Origin of the sequence: Haloactinomyces albus, from assembly GCF_031458135.1 — a bacterium.
In the GTDB taxonomy this organism is placed as follows: Bacteria; Actinomycetota; Actinomycetes; order Mycobacteriales; family Pseudonocardiaceae; genus Haloactinomyces; species Haloactinomyces albus.
This window is the reverse complement of record NZ_JAVDXW010000001.1, coordinates 2226535-2242723: the sequence shown is the minus strand read 5'-3', so window position 1 is coordinate 2242723 and position 16189 is coordinate 2226535. Positions and strand designations below refer to the sequence as shown.

Genomic DNA, 16189 nt, shown 5'->3' with positions numbered 1-16189 from the left:
GAAACGGGTGATATCCGTGGTCGAGCGCACCGCGGCACAGCAGCACCGCACCGGCCCACCCGGCTCGACGGATCCGCCCGACCGGGCCGGGCGGTGATGCGCATATCCGCGACCGGATCCCTGTCCACAGGGGTTCGCCCGTGGGGATGGACACCTTAGGGTGGTCGGGATGTTCACCACCCGTCCGGAACTGGCCGGTACGCACGGCATGGTCGCCACGACCCACTGGCTCGCCTCCGCCGCCGGAATGGCCGTCCTGGAGGACGGGGGGAACGCCTTCGACGCCGCGACCGCCGCCGGATTCGTGCTCCAGGTCGTCGAGCCCCACCTCAACGGCCCGGGGGGAGAGGTCCCCATCCTGTTCGCCGCGGCAGGTGATCCGCGCCCGCGCGCGTTGAGCGGGCAGGGACCCGTTCCCGCAGCCGCCACCATCCCGCGGCTGCGGGACGAGTCGGGGCTGGATCTCGTTCCGGGCAGTGGTCTGCTTCCGGCCACCGTCCCGGGGGCGTGGGACGCCTGGCTGACCCTGCTCCGCGACCACGGCACGAAAACGCTGCGCGAGGTCCTCACCCATGCGATCGGATACGCGCGCACCGGCTTCCCCGTCGTCGAGCGCATCAGTACCACCCTCGACACGGTGCGTGGGATGTTCACCGAGCACTGGCCGACTTCTGCGGCGTTGTGGCTGACCGAGGGGGCCGCTCCACGTCCCGGAACCCTCCTGCGCAACCCCACGTTGGCCGATACCTGGGAACGCTTGCTCGCCGAGGCCGACGCGGCGGGCGGTGACCGCCAGGCACGGATCGACGCCGCACGTCGTGCCTGGTCACAGGGCTTTGTCGCCGAGGCCGTCGAGAGGTTTGTGCGGACACCCGTACGGGACAACTCCGGACGGGACCATGCCGGGTTGATCACCGGACAGGACATGGCCGGGTTCCGTGCGAGCTACGAGGACCCGGTGACGGTGGACCTACCGGAGGACCGGACGCTGGCGAAGTTCGGGGTGTGGTCGCAGGGACCGGTCCTGGCGCAGCAGTTGCGCCTTTTGGAGGGCATGAGCGACCGGATCTCCTGTGTCGACGGTCTGCCCGACGCCGACACGGTGCACGTGGCGGTGGAGGCGGCCAAGCTGGCTTTCGCCGACCGGGAGGCGTGGTACGGCGATTCCGCCGAGTCGGGCGTCGCGGAGGACCTCCTGTCGCGTGCCTATGCCGACTCCCGTCGCGAGCTGATCGGCGAGGACGCGTCGCTACGGTTGCGGCCGGGTTCTCCCGGGGGTCGCGGTGTGCGGCTCCCCGCGTTCGTCGACGAAGGGCGGGGCGCCGGTGGTCCCGAGGACCCGAGCGGTGTCGGTCTCGGTGAACCGACCGTGTCACCGACCGGGGAGAGCCGGGGCGACACGGTGCACCTCGATGTCGTGGACCGCTGGGGAAACATGGTTTCGGCGACCCCGTCCGGTGGATGGCTGCAGTCGTCACCGGCGATTCCGGAGTTGGGGTTCTGCCTGGGAACTCGTGCGCAGATGTGCTGGCTGGAGGAGGGACTGCCGAATTCGCTCGTGCCGGGCAGGCGGCCCCGCAGCACACTCAGCCCCTCGCTGGTGCTGCGGGAGGGCACACCGGTGCTCGCCTTCGGTACTCCCGGTGGGGATCAGCAGGACCAGTGGCAGCTGTGCTTCTGGCTCGCCCATGTGCACGGCGGGCTGGACCTGCAGGCGGCGATCGATGCCCCCGCTTGGCACTCCCGTGCGTTTCCGCTCTCGTTCTATCCGCGCACGTGGCAGCCGGGCCGGTTGATGGTGGAGTCGCGGCTCGGCGCGCGGCGCATCGCCGAACTCGAGCGACGCGGTCACGACGTCGTCGATGCAGGTCCCTGGTCCCTCGGACGGCTGTCGGCCGTCTCCCGCGATCCGGATACCGGCCTGCTGCATGCGGCTGCCAATGCTCGCGGTGCCCAGGGGTACGCCGCCGGGCGGTGAGGTGATCTCATCCGCGCCTCACTTCCCGAGGCGGTAGCCCATGCCGCGGACGGTGTTGATGCGTTCGCCGCCGATCTTGCGGCGCAGCGCCCGGACGTAGACGTCGACGACGTTGGATCCGGGATCGAAGTCGTAGCCCCACACGTGCGACAGGATCTGCTCGCGGGAGAGCACCTGACCGGAGTGGCGCAGGAACAGCTCCAGCATGGCGAACTCGCGCGCGGTGAGATCCACCGTCGCCTCCGGCACCTGCGCGCGGCGGGTACGCAGATCCAGGGAGAGATCACCGTCGCGGAGCACCGTCACCTCCGGCGTGCGCTCGGCCGGGCGCAGCCGCAGCCGTATCCGCGCCAGTAGTTCCTCGAACCGGAACGGCTTGGTCATGTAGTCGTCGGCGCCTCCCTCCAGCCCGGCGACCGTGTCGGTGACCGTGTCCCGCGCGGTCAGGATGATCACCGGCACGCCCTGCCTTTTCTCGCGCAGTGTCCGCAGCAGGGCGAAACCGTCCATGTCCGGCAGCCCGAGATCCAGCACCACCAGGTCGAAGTCCCCGGTGAGCACCGACCTCAGCGCCGCGTTGCCGTCGGCGACCACTGTCGGGGCGAAGCCGTTGGCACGCAGCCCCTTCTCCACGAACGCCGCGATGCGCGCCTCGTCCTCGACGATCAGCACCTTGCTCATGCCGTGCTCTCCTTGTCCGGGTTGCTCGCGATGGGCAGATCGAGACCGAAGGTCGCGCCCTTGCCCGGTTCGGACAGCACGCGCACGCGACCGTGGTGGGCGTCGGCGATGGCCCGGACGATCGCCAGCCCGAGACCCGCGCCACCTCGGCCGCGACTGTCACCGTGGGCGAAGCGCTCGAAGATTTTCTCGACCTCTTCCGGTCCGACTCCGGGGCCGTGGTCGGTGATCCACAGGTTGATCCTGCCGAGGCTCAGCGAAGAACCGAAGCGGATCGTCGAACCTTCTTCGGTGTGCTGCACGGCGTTCTGCGCGAGCTGCACCACCGCCTGGGTCAGGCGCTGCTGGTCGACGGCTACGTCGCCCTCACCGATGTTCTCCAGCATCCAGCGCCGGTCGGCGAGCGTGCGTACCTTGGCGTCGATGTCGCTGGTCAGCTCCGCCAGGGACACCGGTTCCGGGGTGACGAAGTCCGGTCGATCGGCCTTGGCCAGCATCAGCAGGTCCTCCACGATGCGGGCCATCCGGTCCAGTTCGTCGGTGCACAGCCGGATCGTGTCGGCGCGCTCGACCGGGTCGTCGCCGAGCAGTTCGAGGTGGCCGCGCACGATGGTGATCGGGGTGCGCAACTCGTGGCCGGCATCATCCACGAACTGCCGCTGGGTGGCGAACGCCTCCTGCAGACGGTCGAGCATCGCGTTGAACTGTTCGGCCAGCGCCGCGATGTCGTCCCGGCCGGAGACCGGGATGCGGCGGGTGAGGTCCCGCTCACCGATCTCGGCGGCCGTGCGCCGCACCTGGCGCACCGGCGCGAGAATCGCACCGGCCACCACCCACGAGGCGATTGCGGCGAGCACCACGCCGAGTGCGCTGACCACCAGTAGCGTCCGGACGATTCGGTTGACCTCGGCCGTGTCACCGGCGGTGAAGTGGCCGCTGATGAACCACGCGGGTGGGGCGTTGGCCGTCCGTGGTGCCACGGCACCGACCTTGACCCAGCGCATCGGGCCCGCGGGCGTGTCCACGGTGCCGAACTGGTCCGGTGCGGTGATGACCTTGCGCAGCAGTGCCGGAGTTCTGGCGATCTCCTTGATGCGCGCGTTCTGCGCCTGGGCCAGTGACTCCAGGTCGGTGGGGCTCCGCCACGTGCCGATGAGGACTTCCGAGTCGTCCGGGTACTGGCGCTGCAGGTAGGAGCCGAACAGTGCGGCCGGTTCCGTGAGCAACTGTCCCGTCGCGGGATCGCGGCCGGTCGTGGCGAAGTTGACGAACTCCTGAACCTCCTGTTCGAGCGCACTGGTCACTTGGCTGCTCGCGTCGGTGTGCAGGAACTGCCGCACGAGCAGGACGACGGCCACCAGCACCACGAGCAGCACCAGCAGCATCCATCCCATGATCTGGGCGCGGGCGGGAATCCGAGTTCCCCGCCGAGGTGGCCTGTGCGGTTCGCTGCCGGTGCGCTCGTCCCGTTGCCGGTCAGTCGTCATCGCGCTCGTTGCCGTCGCGGTCGTCCCCGTCGTCCTTGTCGTCCCTGTCGCTCTCGCCGTCATCATCGGCGGGAGGCGGTGGTGGGATGCCACCCGGGGGAGTCGGCGCGGATGTCGTGGGATCGCCGGATGAGGGTGGGGACGGATCGGGGCCGGCGGAGACGCCGACCCGTACCTCGGTGGGGACCTGCGGTGGACGTGGGCCACTGGTGACCGCATAGCTACCGAGGACCACCGCGATCGGCAGTGCCACCGCTGCGATCAGCAACGCGATTCGGGAAGCCGACATGCTCTCCTCACCTCCTGGACAACTCCCACTCTGTCCCGGCCGGGAGTGCCCGGAGATGAAAAGCGGATGAAGATCCTTTCATCCGCACGGCTTTCGTTCGGGTTGCTTCAGCACAAATCCCCTGGTCGATAGCGGTAGTCTGTACTGAGAGCGTGCAGTGACGCACAAGCGTCGGCTACGGCTGTGCCAAGAGGGACCGGATGAACGACAGCAGCGGCCGCACCGGGCGCGACCGGCAGCGATTGATCGACTGGACCGGAGAACGCTGCGTGCCGTGGGCCGACGATGCTCAGGTCATCTACGAGCACTATCACCGTTACGCGATGGCGGCTCGTTTCGTCCGGGGCAAGCGAGTGCTCGATCTGGGCAGTGGTGAGGGATACGGCGCTTCGATGCTGGCTGCCGAAGCCGCCGAGGTCGTCGGGGTGGACATCGACGCCGATACCGTCGAGCACGCCGACCACAACTACGGTGGCCGCAATCTGAGCTTTCGCACCGGTTCGGTCACCGACCCCGAACTGCTCGCCGAGGTCGTGCCGTTCGACGTGATCGTGTGTTTCGAGGCGATCGAGCACGTCGCCGATCATGCGGCCGTACTACGGCTGGTGCGTGCACGACTGGCCCATGGCGGCCTGCTCATCGCGAGCACCCCGGATACGGCGGTTTACCACGATCAGCAGGGCAACGAGAATCCCTTCCACGTCAAGGAACTCGCCGGACCGCAGTTCGAGTCGTTACTGGAGGACTTCTTCCGGCACGTGGCGATGGTGAAGCAGAACGTCGCGGTCGGTTCGCTGATGACTCCCGCCGATCCCGGTGACCCGGACACCGCCGTCGACGGTGTGCGATTGCAGACTCTGCACCAGCAGGACTCGGGCTCCTGGTCGATACGTCAGGGCGTCCCGCACACCTACTTGCTGGGCTTGGCCTCGGATCGCCAACTACCGCAGCTGCCCGCGGCTGCGGTGCTGCTCGATGCCGAGCTGCGGCTGGTGCAGCGTGCCGCCTCGGGATTCGGCGTGCACGCGGAGGAGATCACCGAACAACGAGACGCGGCTGCCGCCGACGTCGCCCGGCTCAACGAACTCTGCCGTCGCAATCGGGACGAGATCCGGGAACTCGAGTCCTCGGTAGCGCGATTGCAGACACTGCACCAGGACGCCGAGCAGCGGGTGAACGAGGGCGCACACGAGCAGGCCCGCCTGCGCCTGGAACTCGACAGACTCGGCGCCGAACTGCACGAGGTGCACCTGGCCGGCCGGCGCGACGCGGCTCGGATGGAGTGGTTGCGCGATACCGTGGCGCATCTGGAGACACGGGTTGCCGATGCCGAGCAGCGTGCCGCCGGGCCGGACGAGACCGGGCCGGACGAGACCGGGCCGGACGAGACCGGGCCACTTCGCGTGCCGCGCAGCGATCATCCGCTCGTCAGCGTGATCGTGCCGGTGCACGGCGAGTGGCTGTACACCCGCCGGTGCCTGCGACTGCTCGGGCGGCATCTGGTGTCGGTGCCGTTCGAGGTACTTGTGGTCGACGATGCCTCACCGGACGGCAGCGCCGAACGCCTGGCCGCCTGCGAGGGCGTGCGAACGATACATACCGATCACCATCTCGGATACGCGGGAGCGTGCCATCTCGGCGCCGAACAGGCCCGTGGTGAGTATCTGTTCTTCCTCCACAACGATGCCGAAGTGACCGAGTCCTGGCTGGACACCCTGGTCGGCACGCTCGAGTCCGAGGGGGGAATCGGCCTGGTCGGTGCGAAACTCGTCGGTCCCGACGGGAGTCTGCGGGAGTGCGGCAGCGTCGTGTGGTCCGATGGAACCGCTCGGCCTCTCGGTCGTGGCGGTGACGCCGATGCGGCCGAGTACAACGTGCTGCGCGATGTGGACTACTGCTCGAGTGCGGCGATCCTGGTGCGGGCGGACCTCTTCCGGCAGCTCGGCGGTTTCGATACGCGCTACGCACCGGCCTACTACGAGGACATCGACCTCGCTTTCGCGGTGCGCGCGGCGGGTTTCCGCACGGTGGTACAGCCCGGAGCTGTGGTGGTGCACCACGAGGGGGTTTCCCACGGTGCCGACACGGGCGGTGGGGCGAGCAAACTTCGGGAGCTCAATCGCGGAGTGTTCACCGGGAAATGGGGCGGAACCCTTGCCGCCGAGCATCTTCCGGGCGCCACGGCGTCCCACTTGTGGCTGGCCCGGCAGCGGGGCAGTGGAGGGCACTTCGGTCCTCTCGTCCTGGTGACGGATCATCGAGTGCCGCGCCCGGATGTCGATTCCGACTCGACGCGGAAGCGCCATCTGCTGGAGCTGCTCGTCGAACTCGGCTGCCGCGTGATGTTCCTTCCCGCCGACCATGCCGCCACGGAGCCCTACACAGCCGACCTGCGGCAGGCAGGCGTGACGGTGTTGCCCGAACCGGAACTGCAGCGGACATTCCTTTCCGAGGCGGGCGCGGAGATCACGCTGGCCCTGCTGTCCCGGACGCAGACCGCCTGGGACCTGGTGGAGGAGCTGCGTGCCTCGGCTCCGCAGTGCGTGCTCGTCCACGACACCGTCGGCCTGCACTTCCTGCGGCTGGAGCGGCAGGCGGCGCTGGCCGAGTCCGAAGGAGACGAAGCGAAAGCGGATGCGCTGCGGCGGAAGGCTTTCGTCTCCCGGGAGCGTGAGCTCGGGCTCGTCCGGTCCTGTGACGTCACGCTCGTGTCCTCCGACCTCGAACAGTCCCTGCTGTGGGAATTGGTCCCCGACACCGACGTGCGAGTGCTGTCCCGGGTCCACGAGGTGCAGTCGCAGTCGCTACAGCCGGACGGTCGCCGCGATGTCCTGTTCGTCGGTGGTTTCGAGCATCCCGCGAACGCCGACGCCGCCACGTGGGCGGCTCGGGAGATCATGCCCCTGGTGCGTGAGCGCTGCCCGGATGCGGTGCTTCATCTCGTGGGCAGCGACCCGCCCCACGAAGTACTGCGGATGGACGACAGCGGTGTGCAGGTGCACGGCTGGGTGGCCGACCTCGCGTCGATGTATGCCGCGAGTCGGGTGACGTTGGCCCCGTTGCGGTTCGGTGCCGGTGTGCGGGGCAAGGTCGGCGAGAGCCTCGGGGCGGGGGTGCCCGTGGTCGGGACGACGTCGGCCATGGAGGGTATGCATCTCACGCCGGGTGACGATGTGCTGATCGCCGACGACGCGCGAGGACTCGCGGACGGCATCGTGCGGCTGCTCACCGATGATCGGGCATGGCGACACCTGTCCACATCGGGCCGGGCCGCCGTCGCGGCACAGTTCGGCCCCGACGTGTCGCGCTCCACCCTGAAGGCCCTCCTCGTCACGGGAGAGCCCGAAGCTTCGGGCAACACTGCACGCTCCTGTGCCCGGGGCGAGGAGTGAAGTCTTCGGGAAAGCTTCAACCCCACCGAGATCAACCGGACAGGTCCTAGGTGGTGGGCGGGAGGTTGGCGAGCTGCCGTTCGAGCAGGTCCCGGAACAGGCTTCTGGCCTCCTGCCCCGAGGCGTCCACCGCGCGGACGGATATGACCACCGCCCAATCCTGCCCTGCATAGGCGGTCCGGAAAGCACTGCTGTCGGTGACGACCTCGACGCCCCGATAGGAGAGCTGATCGGAGCTGATCATTCCCGATTGTTCGTCCAGGTATACCTCGACGAGCTTTCGAGCTGCCGCCTCGTCCGGCATCCGCACCGCCACCATGCTGCTTTTCAGCGGCCCGTCGGTACCGCGGAACCACCCGCCGACCATGTCCCTGTACAGCGCGAAGGAGCGCACCGAAACCGGCAACACACCGGATTTGTCCCCGTCCAACGCAGCCGGGGACAGCGCACCGTTGAGCGAGTTCGCCGGACCCGGTGGCCGTGCGACCAGTGCCTCCTCCGAGGTGGCCGGTGGAGTCGCTGTGGCAGGTGGTGGCTCGGGCAGTGTGTCCGTGGCCCGAGTCTGCCGCTCGGCGGCGGCCCGGCCCGGTGACTCGGAGCCGGTGAAGAGGAGTGTCCCGGCGACGATGATCCCGGCGAGCAGGACGCCACCGAGGGAGAGCCCGGCGATCAGCTTGCCCTTGGACGAGTTACCTGTCGCGAGGACTCTCGGGCCGGTACGCGTCCAGCGCGTGCTGTCGTGCTCCGGGGGGAACTCGGCGTTGCCCCAAGGAGTGCCGTTGCCGTTGGCCGGTCCCCAACCCGGCTGCGGTTGGTATGGCGCCCATCCGGCCTGGTCCGGCCGGAACTGCGGTGGCTGTTGGGGTGGTGGCTGTTGGGATGGGGACTGCTGACTCGGGCCGCTGCTTCGGTCCCAGGCGAATGCGGGGGGAAACGGGTTCCGGCCCTGCGCCGGGCCTTGCGGCGGTTCCTGCTGCGGGAGATCTCCCCCCGGCCACCTCGCCTGCTCCGCATGGGCCTGTCCCAGAGCGGTATCGCGCCGTTGGCGATACTCCTCGGCGGACAGCCTCCCCGCGGCGAGCTCGGCGTCGAGATGCTGCAATTCGTCTTGCCAGGTCACCGATGCGCCCTTCCCCATCATGATCACGACCCCGTTTGCGATCATCGCCATTCTGGCACCTCGCAGCGAAGTGTCGAGGGCGCCGAACATAACGATCCACCCATGACGTGGAGATGGGTATCGTGCGGGTATGGCGTTGTTCGGTAACAAGAACCGTGTGATCGAAGCTGATGAGGCTCTGCCGGGACGATCCACTCCGCTTGCGGTACCCGAGTCGCATGCGGTGTTCGGCGACCGCCGGATCGTGCCACCCTTCCCGGAAGGCATGTCCACCGTGGTGGTGGGCATGGGCTGTTTCTGGGGAGCCGAGCGCATGTTCTGGCGCACCGAGGGCGTGTGGTCCACCGCTGTCGGATACGCGGGTGGGCACACCCCCAACCCGACCTATGAGGAGGTGTGCAGCGGTCTGACCGGGCACGCCGAGGTCGTCCTCGTCGTGTTCGACCCGGAGATCATCGGGCTTTCGCGGATCCTGCGGGTGTTCTGGGAGAACCACGATCCGACGCAGGGCATGCGGCAGGGCAACGACGTGGGCTCGCAGTATCGTTCGGCGATCTACTATGCCGACGAACAGCAGCGTGTGACGGCCGTGGCGAGCCGTGAGCAGTACCAGGCGGCACTGACGGCCGCCGATCGTGGCAGTATCACCACGGAGATCGCCCCGCTGGGTGAGTTCTACTACGCCGAGGGCTACCACCAGCAATATCTCAGCGATGCGAAAAACCCGAACGGTTACTGTGGCATCGCCGGAACCGGAGTCGCCTGCCCCACCGGCCTCGCCATCTGATACGCGAGCACGGTTGGAGGCCGTCACCCGCAGGGGTGGGCGGTGTTCCGCTCGCTTGCGAGGTGGCGGGGCCGCGCCGACGATCTGGGCATGGCAGACAACGTGTACCGGGTGACCGAGATCGTCGGCACGTCCGAGCAGGGCCTCGACGATGCGATCCGCAAGGGCGTGCAGCGTGCCTCCCAATCGCTGCGGGAAGTCGACTGGTTCGAGGTTTCCGAGATCCGGGGGCACGTGGAGAACGGCTCTGTCGCCCACTTCCAGGTCGGCCTGAAGATCGGTTTCAGGCTGGACGAGTGAGGGCCCGGATCGGTGCAGGCCCCGACGAGTGACGATGCCGAGGGGCGGTTCGGCGGGCCGTCCCCGTAGTCGGCCGGTCCCGCAGGTGACGTGACAGGGCCCGGTGCGAATCGAGGATCTCGGTGCGATAACGAAGCCCGCCGGGGATTACCACCGGCGGGCTTCGTCATGGAGCGGATGACGGGATTCGAACCCGCGACCCTCAGCTTGGCAAGCTGATGCGCTACCGCTGCGCCACATCCGCGTGTTTTCTTGATCGCAGTGACCTTCCGGCTCCTTCGGTTCTTCCCGGTGGGTTCCCCTCGGAGTGCCTTCCGGCTGCTGTGAAAACCACTGTAACCCATCGTCGGCATGCCGTTCGACGGGGGTCGGAGGCGGTGTTGCTTCCCCGGTCAGCCCGGCCCCGCACGGGTGAGTTCCACTCGGATGAGCACCCGGTTCTCGGCTCGCATGGCGGCACGGTAGGACTCCCAGTCCTCGTGCTCGCCGGCGATGCTGCGGTAGTACTCCTCCAGCAGCGGCATCGCCTCCGGTAGTTCGGCGATCTGCACGTCACCTTCCACCTGGATCCACGGGCCGAAGAAGCGATCGGGGAGTACACACAGCCAGGCGCGGGGATCGCGCCGCAGGTTGCGGACCTTGGCCGTGTCCGCCGAGGTGCTCACGGTGACCCGCCCCGCCTCGTCCACCGTCGCCAGGACGGGCGACATCTGCGGCATGCCATCCGTGCGTAGCGTGCTCAACACCGCGTGATGCTGGGTACGTACGACGGACCGCGCTTCATCGAGGTCCACTGGGTATCCTCCGGAAGTAGGAGTCTCACTGCCTCCCCGGCCGTGCTGTCCGTGCTGCCACTGGTGTCCCTGCGGATCTTTCCCGACCGGAACCTCACGGTACCGGTACGACGGGCGGCATGCGATTCAGCGGGACGGGTTATCCGCGTTCGTGGGAGCGACGATGGACAACCGCATCGCCGGAGCGGAACCGGACGAGGACGACAGCGTCCTGCTGGCGAAATTGCGTGCCGGCGAGGAGGGCGCTTATGACCTGCTGTATCGCAGGCATGCGCCTGCGGTGCGGCGGTATGCACTGAGCGTGCGGCGGCCCGGTATCGACGTCGACGACGTGGTTGCCGAGGTTTTCCTGCGAGTGCTGCGTGCGGTGCGAACGGGTCACGGGCCGAAGGATTACGTGCGGACTTACCTGGTGACCGCCGTGCGCCGGGTGCTCGGCGAATGGGTGGCTGCTCGCCGGGACGAGCCGATGCACACCGACCAGCTCGGTGACTGGGCCGGACGACTGCCGGACGATGAGCGGAGTGATCACCAGACTCGGGAGGCCGAGCGGGAGCTGCTCGCGATGGCCTTCAGCCGGCTGCCCGCCCGCTGGCGTGCGGTGCTGTGGCGAATGGAGGTCGAGGGGCATCGCCCCGCGAGCATCGCCGGGGAGTTCGGGCTCACGCCGAATGCGACCGCCGTGCTCGCCCACCGTGCGCGGCAGGGCTTGCGAACGGCGTATCGGGAGGCCGCAGCCGGTGAGCATGGTGGTCGGCGCAGGCGCGGCCCGGTGGCACCGGGCTGTGCACCGCATCCCGGTGGTCCCGCGAACGGTTCCGGCTCCGTCGGGAACACGCGCGATGGGTGAATTCACCCGTGGAGCCCCGTGCGAACGCGGTACCGTGGCCGTACGCGTGATCAACGAACCGGTACGGCCGAGGACGGCACGGCCGGGAGGTAGTTCGAACCGATGGAATCGGCCCGGCCTGGGCAGGGAGGCGGCGATGAACCGGGTGGTGCGTGGCTCCGACGGGCGAATGTGGAACGTGCGGACCAATCTCGAATGGTCCAACCCGATCGATGTGGACGAGTGGGAGCACGACGTCAGCGGAGGAGCTGCCCCGGGCATGGCCATGGGGGCGGTCCTGCTGTTCCTGTTCGTCGGGTTCGTCGTCTGGACCCCTCCATCGGTGTACGTCCCCCCTTGGTTGGTTCTGGCGCTGGCGGTGATCGTGCTGTTCTTCCCGGTCCGCTGGTTGCTGCGGCGGCCGTGGACGGTCATGGCCGAAACACCCGGGGATGAGGATGAGCGTCCGCCGGAGCGGTGGGTCGGTGTCGTGCGTGGATTCCTCACCGCCAGGCAGCGGGGTGCGCGGGTGGCACGCGATATCGAGGTCTACTCCGAACCCGATATGAACGGACCTCTGCAACCCATCGCCTGAGAGGGCGCCACACTCACCTGTTCGTGTGAGCGGACGGTGCCGCCTTTCCGGTGAGCGGAAGGTTGTCTGCCGCTCACCGATGATCGCGACCCGCTGGACTCGGGGAGCGGTGTACATCCTTGATTCCTGGCCGATTCGTCACGAGTATGGTCGTCGTGCCCGAGCTGCTGACTGAGCGGACAGTGCTGACCCTGATAGCGGCGCTTGGCGTGCTCGGAATGTTCGTCATGCTGTGCCGATCACGCCGGGTGAGCACCTCGATGGAGGATGCGACACTTGCCGCGCTGCATCGAGTGACCAGCGCCGCCCCCTACCTGCGTAGCGGTCTCACCCAGGATTCGGCGGACAAGACCGCGCCGCACCTGCGGGAGCTGCTGTCCTGTGTCGCGGTGGGTGTGGTCGATCCCGATGGGACCATGTTGGCCTGGGACGGCGAGGCCAATCAGCATTACGGTGATCTGACCGGACCGATCGAACGGGTGCTGAGCACCGACAAGCGCGAGTATGTCGATCACTCCGATGTGCCCTGCGACCAGCGCCCGTGCCCGATGCGGCACGCGGTGGTGGTGCCGCTGGAGGTCGAAGGTCGTAACCGGGGTGCGTTGGTGGTGATCACCGGTGGTGACCAGAAGCGGTTGCTGCGTGCGGCCGATGAGGTCGCCGACCATGTTTCGGCACAGCTCGAACTGGCCGAGCTGCAGGAGTCCAAGGAGAAGCTGGCGCGTGCGGAGGTGCGTGCCCTGCGCGCGCAGATCTCGCCGCACTTCATCTACAACGCGCTGAACACGATCTCCTCGCATGTCCGTACCGACCCCGAACAGGCACGGGAACTACTGCAGGAGTTCGCCGACTTCACGCGCTACTCTTTTCGCACCAACGACGGCATGTACACGACCCTGGCCGAGGAGATCCGCAACATCGATCGCTATCTGATGCTGGAGGGGGCGCGGTTCGGTCCGGAACGACTGAAGGTGCAGCTCAAGATCGCACCGGAGGTACTGCCCGTGACCCTGCCGTTCCTGGCGCTGCAGCCGCTGGTGGAAAACGCCGTGCGGCACGGTCTGCTCAACAAGCCGGGTGGCGGCACGGTTTCGGTGATCGCCGAGGACCTCGGCACCGAGGCGCTGATCAGCGTCGACGATGACGGGATCGGTATGAATCCGCAGGATCTGGAGTCCGAACTCGACGAAACGCACATGAGCGGCGCGCACGTCGGCCTCGGCAACATCAACAACCGGATGCGTTCGACCTTCGGCAACGACTACGGCCTGGTGGTCGAGACCGAGGAGGGCGCGGGCATGAAGGTCATCATGCGGGTGCCCAAGTATTCCCCCGGGGTGCACCCGGACCCCGCACCACCGCTCCCGGATCACTCGAGGCAGGAGCAGGAGATCGGCGTGCCGGAGCAGGAACCCGCCCCGGCACGGTAAAGCCGGTAATGTCGGGGCATGAACGAGAGGGTGCCGCACAAGTTCACCAGCGTGCTCAGTGGGAAATTGTCCTCCAAGTTGCCTCCGAAACTGGCCGAACGCGCCGAGCGGGGGCCTGTGGTGCCCGTGGTGAGGTTGCATGGTCCGATCACGCCGACACCGTCACCGGTGAATCGCGCCTCGATCTCCCTTCAGACGGTCGAGTCCGCTTTGACCAGAGCTTTCAGTCACGACCGTGTCGCCGCGGTGGCACTGTCGATCAACTCGCCGGGGGGTGCGGCCACTCAGTCGGCATTGGTGGCCGACCGGATCCGTGACCTGGCCGAGTCGAAGAACGTGCCTGCGCTGACCTTCTGCGAGGACGTCGCGGCTTCGGGCGGATACTGGTTGGCCTGCGCGGGTGACGAGGTCTATGCGCATCCGACCTCGATGGTCGGCTCGGTGGGCGTGGTCAGTGCCGGATTCGGCTTGGAGGGCCTGCTGGACCGTTTCGGCGTGGAGCGCCGGGTCCACGCGGCCGGGGACCGCAAAGTGCGTCTGGATCCGTTCCGCCCGGAGAAGGAGGACGACGTCGAGTGGCTGCAGTCGCTGCAGACGGAGATGCACGGGCAATTCGCGGACTGGGTCCGCCATCGTCGTGGGGACAAGCTCAACGGTTCCGCGGACGAGCTTTTCTCCGGTGAGGTGTGGACCGGGGCCCGGGCGAAGGAGCTGGGGCTCGTCGACGGGACCGGGACGTTGCGCGGGATCGTGCGCGAACGGTTCCCCGAGGCGCATGTGGTTCAGGTGGAGCCACGTAAGCCGCTGCTCGCGCGCCTGGGGGTGAGTGGTCCCGGTGCCCGGTTCGGCAGTACGGGTGCCGCCGCCGCGACCGGTTCGGTGCTGGCTGCCGTGGACGAGCTGGAGCAGCGTGCCCTGTGGTCCCGTTTCGGTCTGTGACCGTGTGGATCGGTTATGCCACCCCGCCGTCTCGCGGGAAAACGTGAAGCCGTAGGTTGATCGCGTACGTGAGCCCTCAGGCGGGGCGAGCTTCCCCTTCGTGAAGGCCGTTCGACGGATGGTCCGACCGGTCCGGTCGGACCTGGCGGCTGCTCCGGTGGGCCGGTGTCGCACTGGCACATCACCTGCGATCGACACCGGGTCCGGAGCGTGGACAGGATATCCGTCGACACGGCAGGATATGGCGTTGCAGTGAGTACTCAAGAGCACGTTTCGGGTCTCGTCGTTCTGGCGGTGGACGACGAGATTGCCGGGCTGAACGAGATGAAACACCTGCTCGAATGCAATCCTCGAGTGAGTCGGGTCGTGACCGCCTCCGATGCTCCCGAAGCGCTGCATCTGTTGCGGGGTGGTGACAAGCAGGTCCGGACGGGCAGCACCGAATGGGCCGCCGTGGATGCGGTGTTCGCCGACGTGGCCATGCCGGGGCTGAGCGGGATGGAACTGGCCAGGGCCGTCGTGTCGTACGACAATCCGCCCGCGCTCGTGTTCATCACCGGCCATGAGGAAAACGCGCTGGAGGCTTTCGAACTCGGTGCGATCGACTACATCATGAAACCCGCCAATCCCGAACGGGTCGATCGCGCCCTGCGGTTCGTGGAGCGGGTGAGCGATTCCTCCGCGGAGAAGGAGAACCGCGTCGAGTCCGGGCGCGAACGGCGTGCGGTCGAAGAGCAGGACACCGACCCGCACGCGTTCATTGCGGTCGAGCTGGGGGGAACCACGAAACTGATACCGCGCAAATCGGTGCTGTGGGTCGAGGCCCAGGGTGACTATGCGCGGCTGCACACCACCGATGGTTCGTATCTGGTGCGAATTCCGCTGGCCCAGCTCGAGGAGCAGTGGGCGGATGCGGGGTTCGTGCGGATTCACCGGTCGTACCTGGTGGCGCTGGGCCTGGTCAGTGAGCTGCGGACATCGTCATCGGGCCACTCGGTGCTGCTGCGTACCGGTGGTGAGCTGCGGGAGCTGCCGGTCAGCCGCCGCCACACCCGCGAACTCAAGAATCGGCTCGTGCACACCCCACGACCGGGATGGGGGTGAGATGAGTCCGAGTAAGGAGACCGGGGAGGCGGAGCCACGTGCGCCGCGTCGGAAACGGGTCGTGCTGGCGGATCGTCGCGGCACTCGTGAGATCCCTCGTACGATCATGGAGCTGGAGGACCAGAACAGCGTCGGTGAGGCGCTGGTGAGCAATCTGATGAAAGTGCAGTTACGCAGCTCGCTGGTCCTGGCCGGGATCACCGCTGTGGCATTGTGCGGGCTGCCGGTGTTGTTCCTGATCGTTCCCGCGGTTGCCACGGCGACCGTGTTCGGAGTGCCGCTGTCCTGGTTGCTGCTGGGAGTTTTGCCGTTCCCGTTCATGGTGCTGATCGGCTACCTCAGTACCCGCAACGCTGAGCGGTACGAGCGCGATTTTCTGCGAATGGTGGAGAAGTAGTGTTCGCCGTGTGGTGATCAGGACACCGGCGATTCGGCAACCCCGATATCCGGGAACCACCCGATGC

15 protein-coding genes and 1 tRNA gene are annotated in these 16189 nt (G+C 67.7%); 10 read left to right on the top strand and 6 right to left on the bottom strand.

Features of this window, described 5'->3' with window-relative positions; all coding sequences use genetic code 11:
* Positions 1-169 precede the first annotated feature (169 nt).
* A complete protein-coding gene (locus tag JOF55_RS10570; RefSeq protein ID WP_310273026.1) occupies positions 170-1978 on the top strand; it encodes a gamma-glutamyltransferase family protein in 1809 nt (602 codons plus the stop codon).
* An 18-nt stretch (positions 1979-1996) separates the two neighbouring features.
* Here the strand turns inward: JOF55_RS10570 and JOF55_RS10565 are convergent, their stop codons facing one another.
* The 3 genes from JOF55_RS10565 to JOF55_RS10555 are packed head-to-tail and all read right to left on the bottom strand — an operon-like array spanning position 1997 to position 4435.
* Positions 1997-2659, bottom strand: coding sequence for a response regulator transcription factor (locus tag JOF55_RS10565; RefSeq protein ID WP_310273025.1), 663 nt, complete (start codon positions 2657-2659; stop codon positions 1997-1999).
* Positions 2656-4146 (bottom strand): sensor histidine kinase, encoded by a 1491-nt coding sequence (locus JOF55_RS10560; protein WP_310273024.1) that lies wholly within the window; start codon positions 4144-4146, stop codon positions 2656-2658. The genes JOF55_RS10565 and JOF55_RS10560 overlap by 4 nt, the downstream gene beginning before the upstream one ends.
* Complete coding sequence (locus JOF55_RS10555) at positions 4136-4435, bottom strand: hypothetical protein (RefSeq protein WP_310273023.1); 300 nt, start codon at positions 4433-4435, stop codon at positions 4136-4138. Before JOF55_RS10555 ends, JOF55_RS10560 begins: the two co-directional genes overlap by 11 nt.
* Positions 4436-4635: 200 nt before the next feature.
* Here JOF55_RS10555 and JOF55_RS10550 point away from each other — a divergent pair, with 200 nt between their 5' ends.
* The gene (locus JOF55_RS10550; RefSeq protein WP_310273022.1) at positions 4636-7827 is read left to right on the top strand and encodes a glycosyltransferase; all 3192 of its coding nucleotides are present in this window, start codon (positions 4636-4638) and stop codon (positions 7825-7827) included.
* Between the two features lie 46 nt (positions 7828-7873).
* Here the strand turns inward: JOF55_RS10550 and JOF55_RS10545 are convergent, their stop codons facing one another.
* Positions 7874-8998: a hypothetical protein gene (locus tag JOF55_RS10545; protein WP_310273021.1), complete on the bottom strand. Its 1125-nt coding sequence runs from the start codon at positions 8996-8998 to the stop codon at positions 7874-7876.
* 79 nt (positions 8999-9077) lie between these two features.
* Between JOF55_RS10545 and msrA the strand changes: the two genes are divergently transcribed.
* Together msrA and JOF55_RS10535 are read left to right on the top strand one after the other, a co-directional pair.
* Entirely contained in the window at positions 9078-9734 is a 657-nt protein-coding gene (gene msrA, locus JOF55_RS10540) for a peptide-methionine (S)-S-oxide reductase MsrA (protein WP_310273020.1), read from the top strand.
* Positions 9735-9824: 90 nt separating this feature from the next.
* Positions 9825-10034, top strand: a complete 210-nt coding sequence (locus JOF55_RS10535) for a dodecin (RefSeq protein ID WP_310273019.1) — start codon at positions 9825-9827, stop codon at positions 10032-10034.
* Between the two features lie 169 nt (positions 10035-10203).
* Here the strand turns inward: JOF55_RS10535 and JOF55_RS10530 are convergent.
* Positions 10204-10278 (bottom strand) — tRNA-Gly (locus tag JOF55_RS10530).
* A 148-nt stretch (positions 10279-10426) separates the two neighbouring features.
* Complete coding sequence (locus JOF55_RS10525) at positions 10427-10828, bottom strand: PPOX class F420-dependent oxidoreductase (RefSeq protein WP_310273018.1); 402 nt, start codon at positions 10826-10828, stop codon at positions 10427-10429.
* Between the two features lie 163 nt (positions 10829-10991).
* On the opposite strand from JOF55_RS10525, the gene JOF55_RS10520 reads away from it, so the two are divergent.
* The 6 genes from JOF55_RS10520 to JOF55_RS10495 all read left to right on the top strand — a co-directional run bounded on the left by JOF55_RS10520 (position 10992) and on the right by JOF55_RS10495 (position 16122).
* Positions 10992-11678, top strand: a complete 687-nt coding sequence (locus JOF55_RS10520) for an RNA polymerase sigma factor (protein WP_310273017.1) — start codon at positions 10992-10994, stop codon at positions 11676-11678.
* Between the two features lie 136 nt (positions 11679-11814).
* Positions 11815-12252, top strand: coding sequence for a DUF1656 domain-containing protein (locus JOF55_RS10515; protein WP_310273016.1), 438 nt, complete (start codon positions 11815-11817; stop codon positions 12250-12252).
* Positions 12253-12407: 155 nt separating this feature from the next.
* Complete coding sequence (locus JOF55_RS10510) at positions 12408-13682, top strand: GAF domain-containing sensor histidine kinase (protein ID WP_310273015.1); 1275 nt, start codon at positions 12408-12410, stop codon at positions 13680-13682.
* An 18-nt stretch (positions 13683-13700) separates the two neighbouring features.
* On the top strand, positions 13701-14621 hold the full coding sequence (locus JOF55_RS10505; protein WP_310273013.1) for a S49 family peptidase: 921 nt from the start codon (positions 13701-13703) through the stop codon (positions 14619-14621).
* A 252-nt stretch (positions 14622-14873) separates the two neighbouring features.
* On the top strand, positions 14874-15725 hold the full coding sequence (locus JOF55_RS10500; protein ID WP_310273012.1) for a LytR/AlgR family response regulator transcription factor: 852 nt from the start codon (positions 14874-14876) through the stop codon (positions 15723-15725).
* 1 nt (position 15726) lies between these two features.
* Positions 15727-16122 carry a hypothetical protein gene (locus JOF55_RS10495; RefSeq protein WP_310273011.1) on the top strand — a complete coding sequence of 132 codons (396 nt, stop codon included), beginning with the start codon at positions 15727-15729 and terminating at the stop codon, positions 16120-16122.
* Positions 16123-16189 lie beyond the last annotated feature (67 nt).

Excerpts from the sequence above, each read along its gene's own strand:
- JOF55_RS10535 (WP_310273019.1), top strand. The coding sequence starts at position 9,825 with ATGGCAGACAACGTGTACCGGGTGACCGAGATCGTCGGCACGTCCGAG.
- JOF55_RS10555 (WP_310273023.1), bottom strand. The coding sequence starts at position 4,435 with ATGTCGGCTTCCCGAATCGCGTTGCTGATCGCAGCGGTGGCACTGCCG.
- JOF55_RS10505 (WP_310273013.1), top strand. The coding sequence starts at position 13,701 with ATGAACGAGAGGGTGCCGCACAAGTTCACCAGCGTGCTCAGTGGGAAA.
- JOF55_RS10545 (WP_310273021.1), bottom strand. The coding sequence starts at position 8,998 with ATGGCGATGATCGCAAACGGGGTCGTGATCATGATGGGGAAGGGCGCA.
- JOF55_RS10565 (WP_310273025.1), bottom strand. The coding sequence starts at position 2,659 with ATGAGCAAGGTGCTGATCGTCGAGGACGAGGCGCGCATCGCGGCGTTC.
- JOF55_RS10495 (WP_310273011.1), top strand. The coding sequence starts at position 15,727 with ATGAGTCCGAGTAAGGAGACCGGGGAGGCGGAGCCACGTGCGCCGCGT.
- msrA (WP_310273020.1), top strand. The coding sequence starts at position 9,078 with ATGGCGTTGTTCGGTAACAAGAACCGTGTGATCGAAGCTGATGAGGCT.
- JOF55_RS10560 (WP_310273024.1), bottom strand. The coding sequence starts at position 4,146 with ATGACGACTGACCGGCAACGGGACGAGCGCACCGGCAGCGAACCGCAC.
- JOF55_RS10515 (WP_310273016.1), top strand. The coding sequence starts at position 11,815 with ATGAACCGGGTGGTGCGTGGCTCCGACGGGCGAATGTGGAACGTGCGG.
- JOF55_RS10520 (WP_310273017.1), top strand. The coding sequence starts at position 10,992 with ATGGACAACCGCATCGCCGGAGCGGAACCGGACGAGGACGACAGCGTC.
- JOF55_RS10550 (WP_310273022.1), top strand. The coding sequence starts at position 4,636 with ATGAACGACAGCAGCGGCCGCACCGGGCGCGACCGGCAGCGATTGATC.
- JOF55_RS10570 (WP_310273026.1), top strand. The coding sequence starts at position 170 with ATGTTCACCACCCGTCCGGAACTGGCCGGTACGCACGGCATGGTCGCC.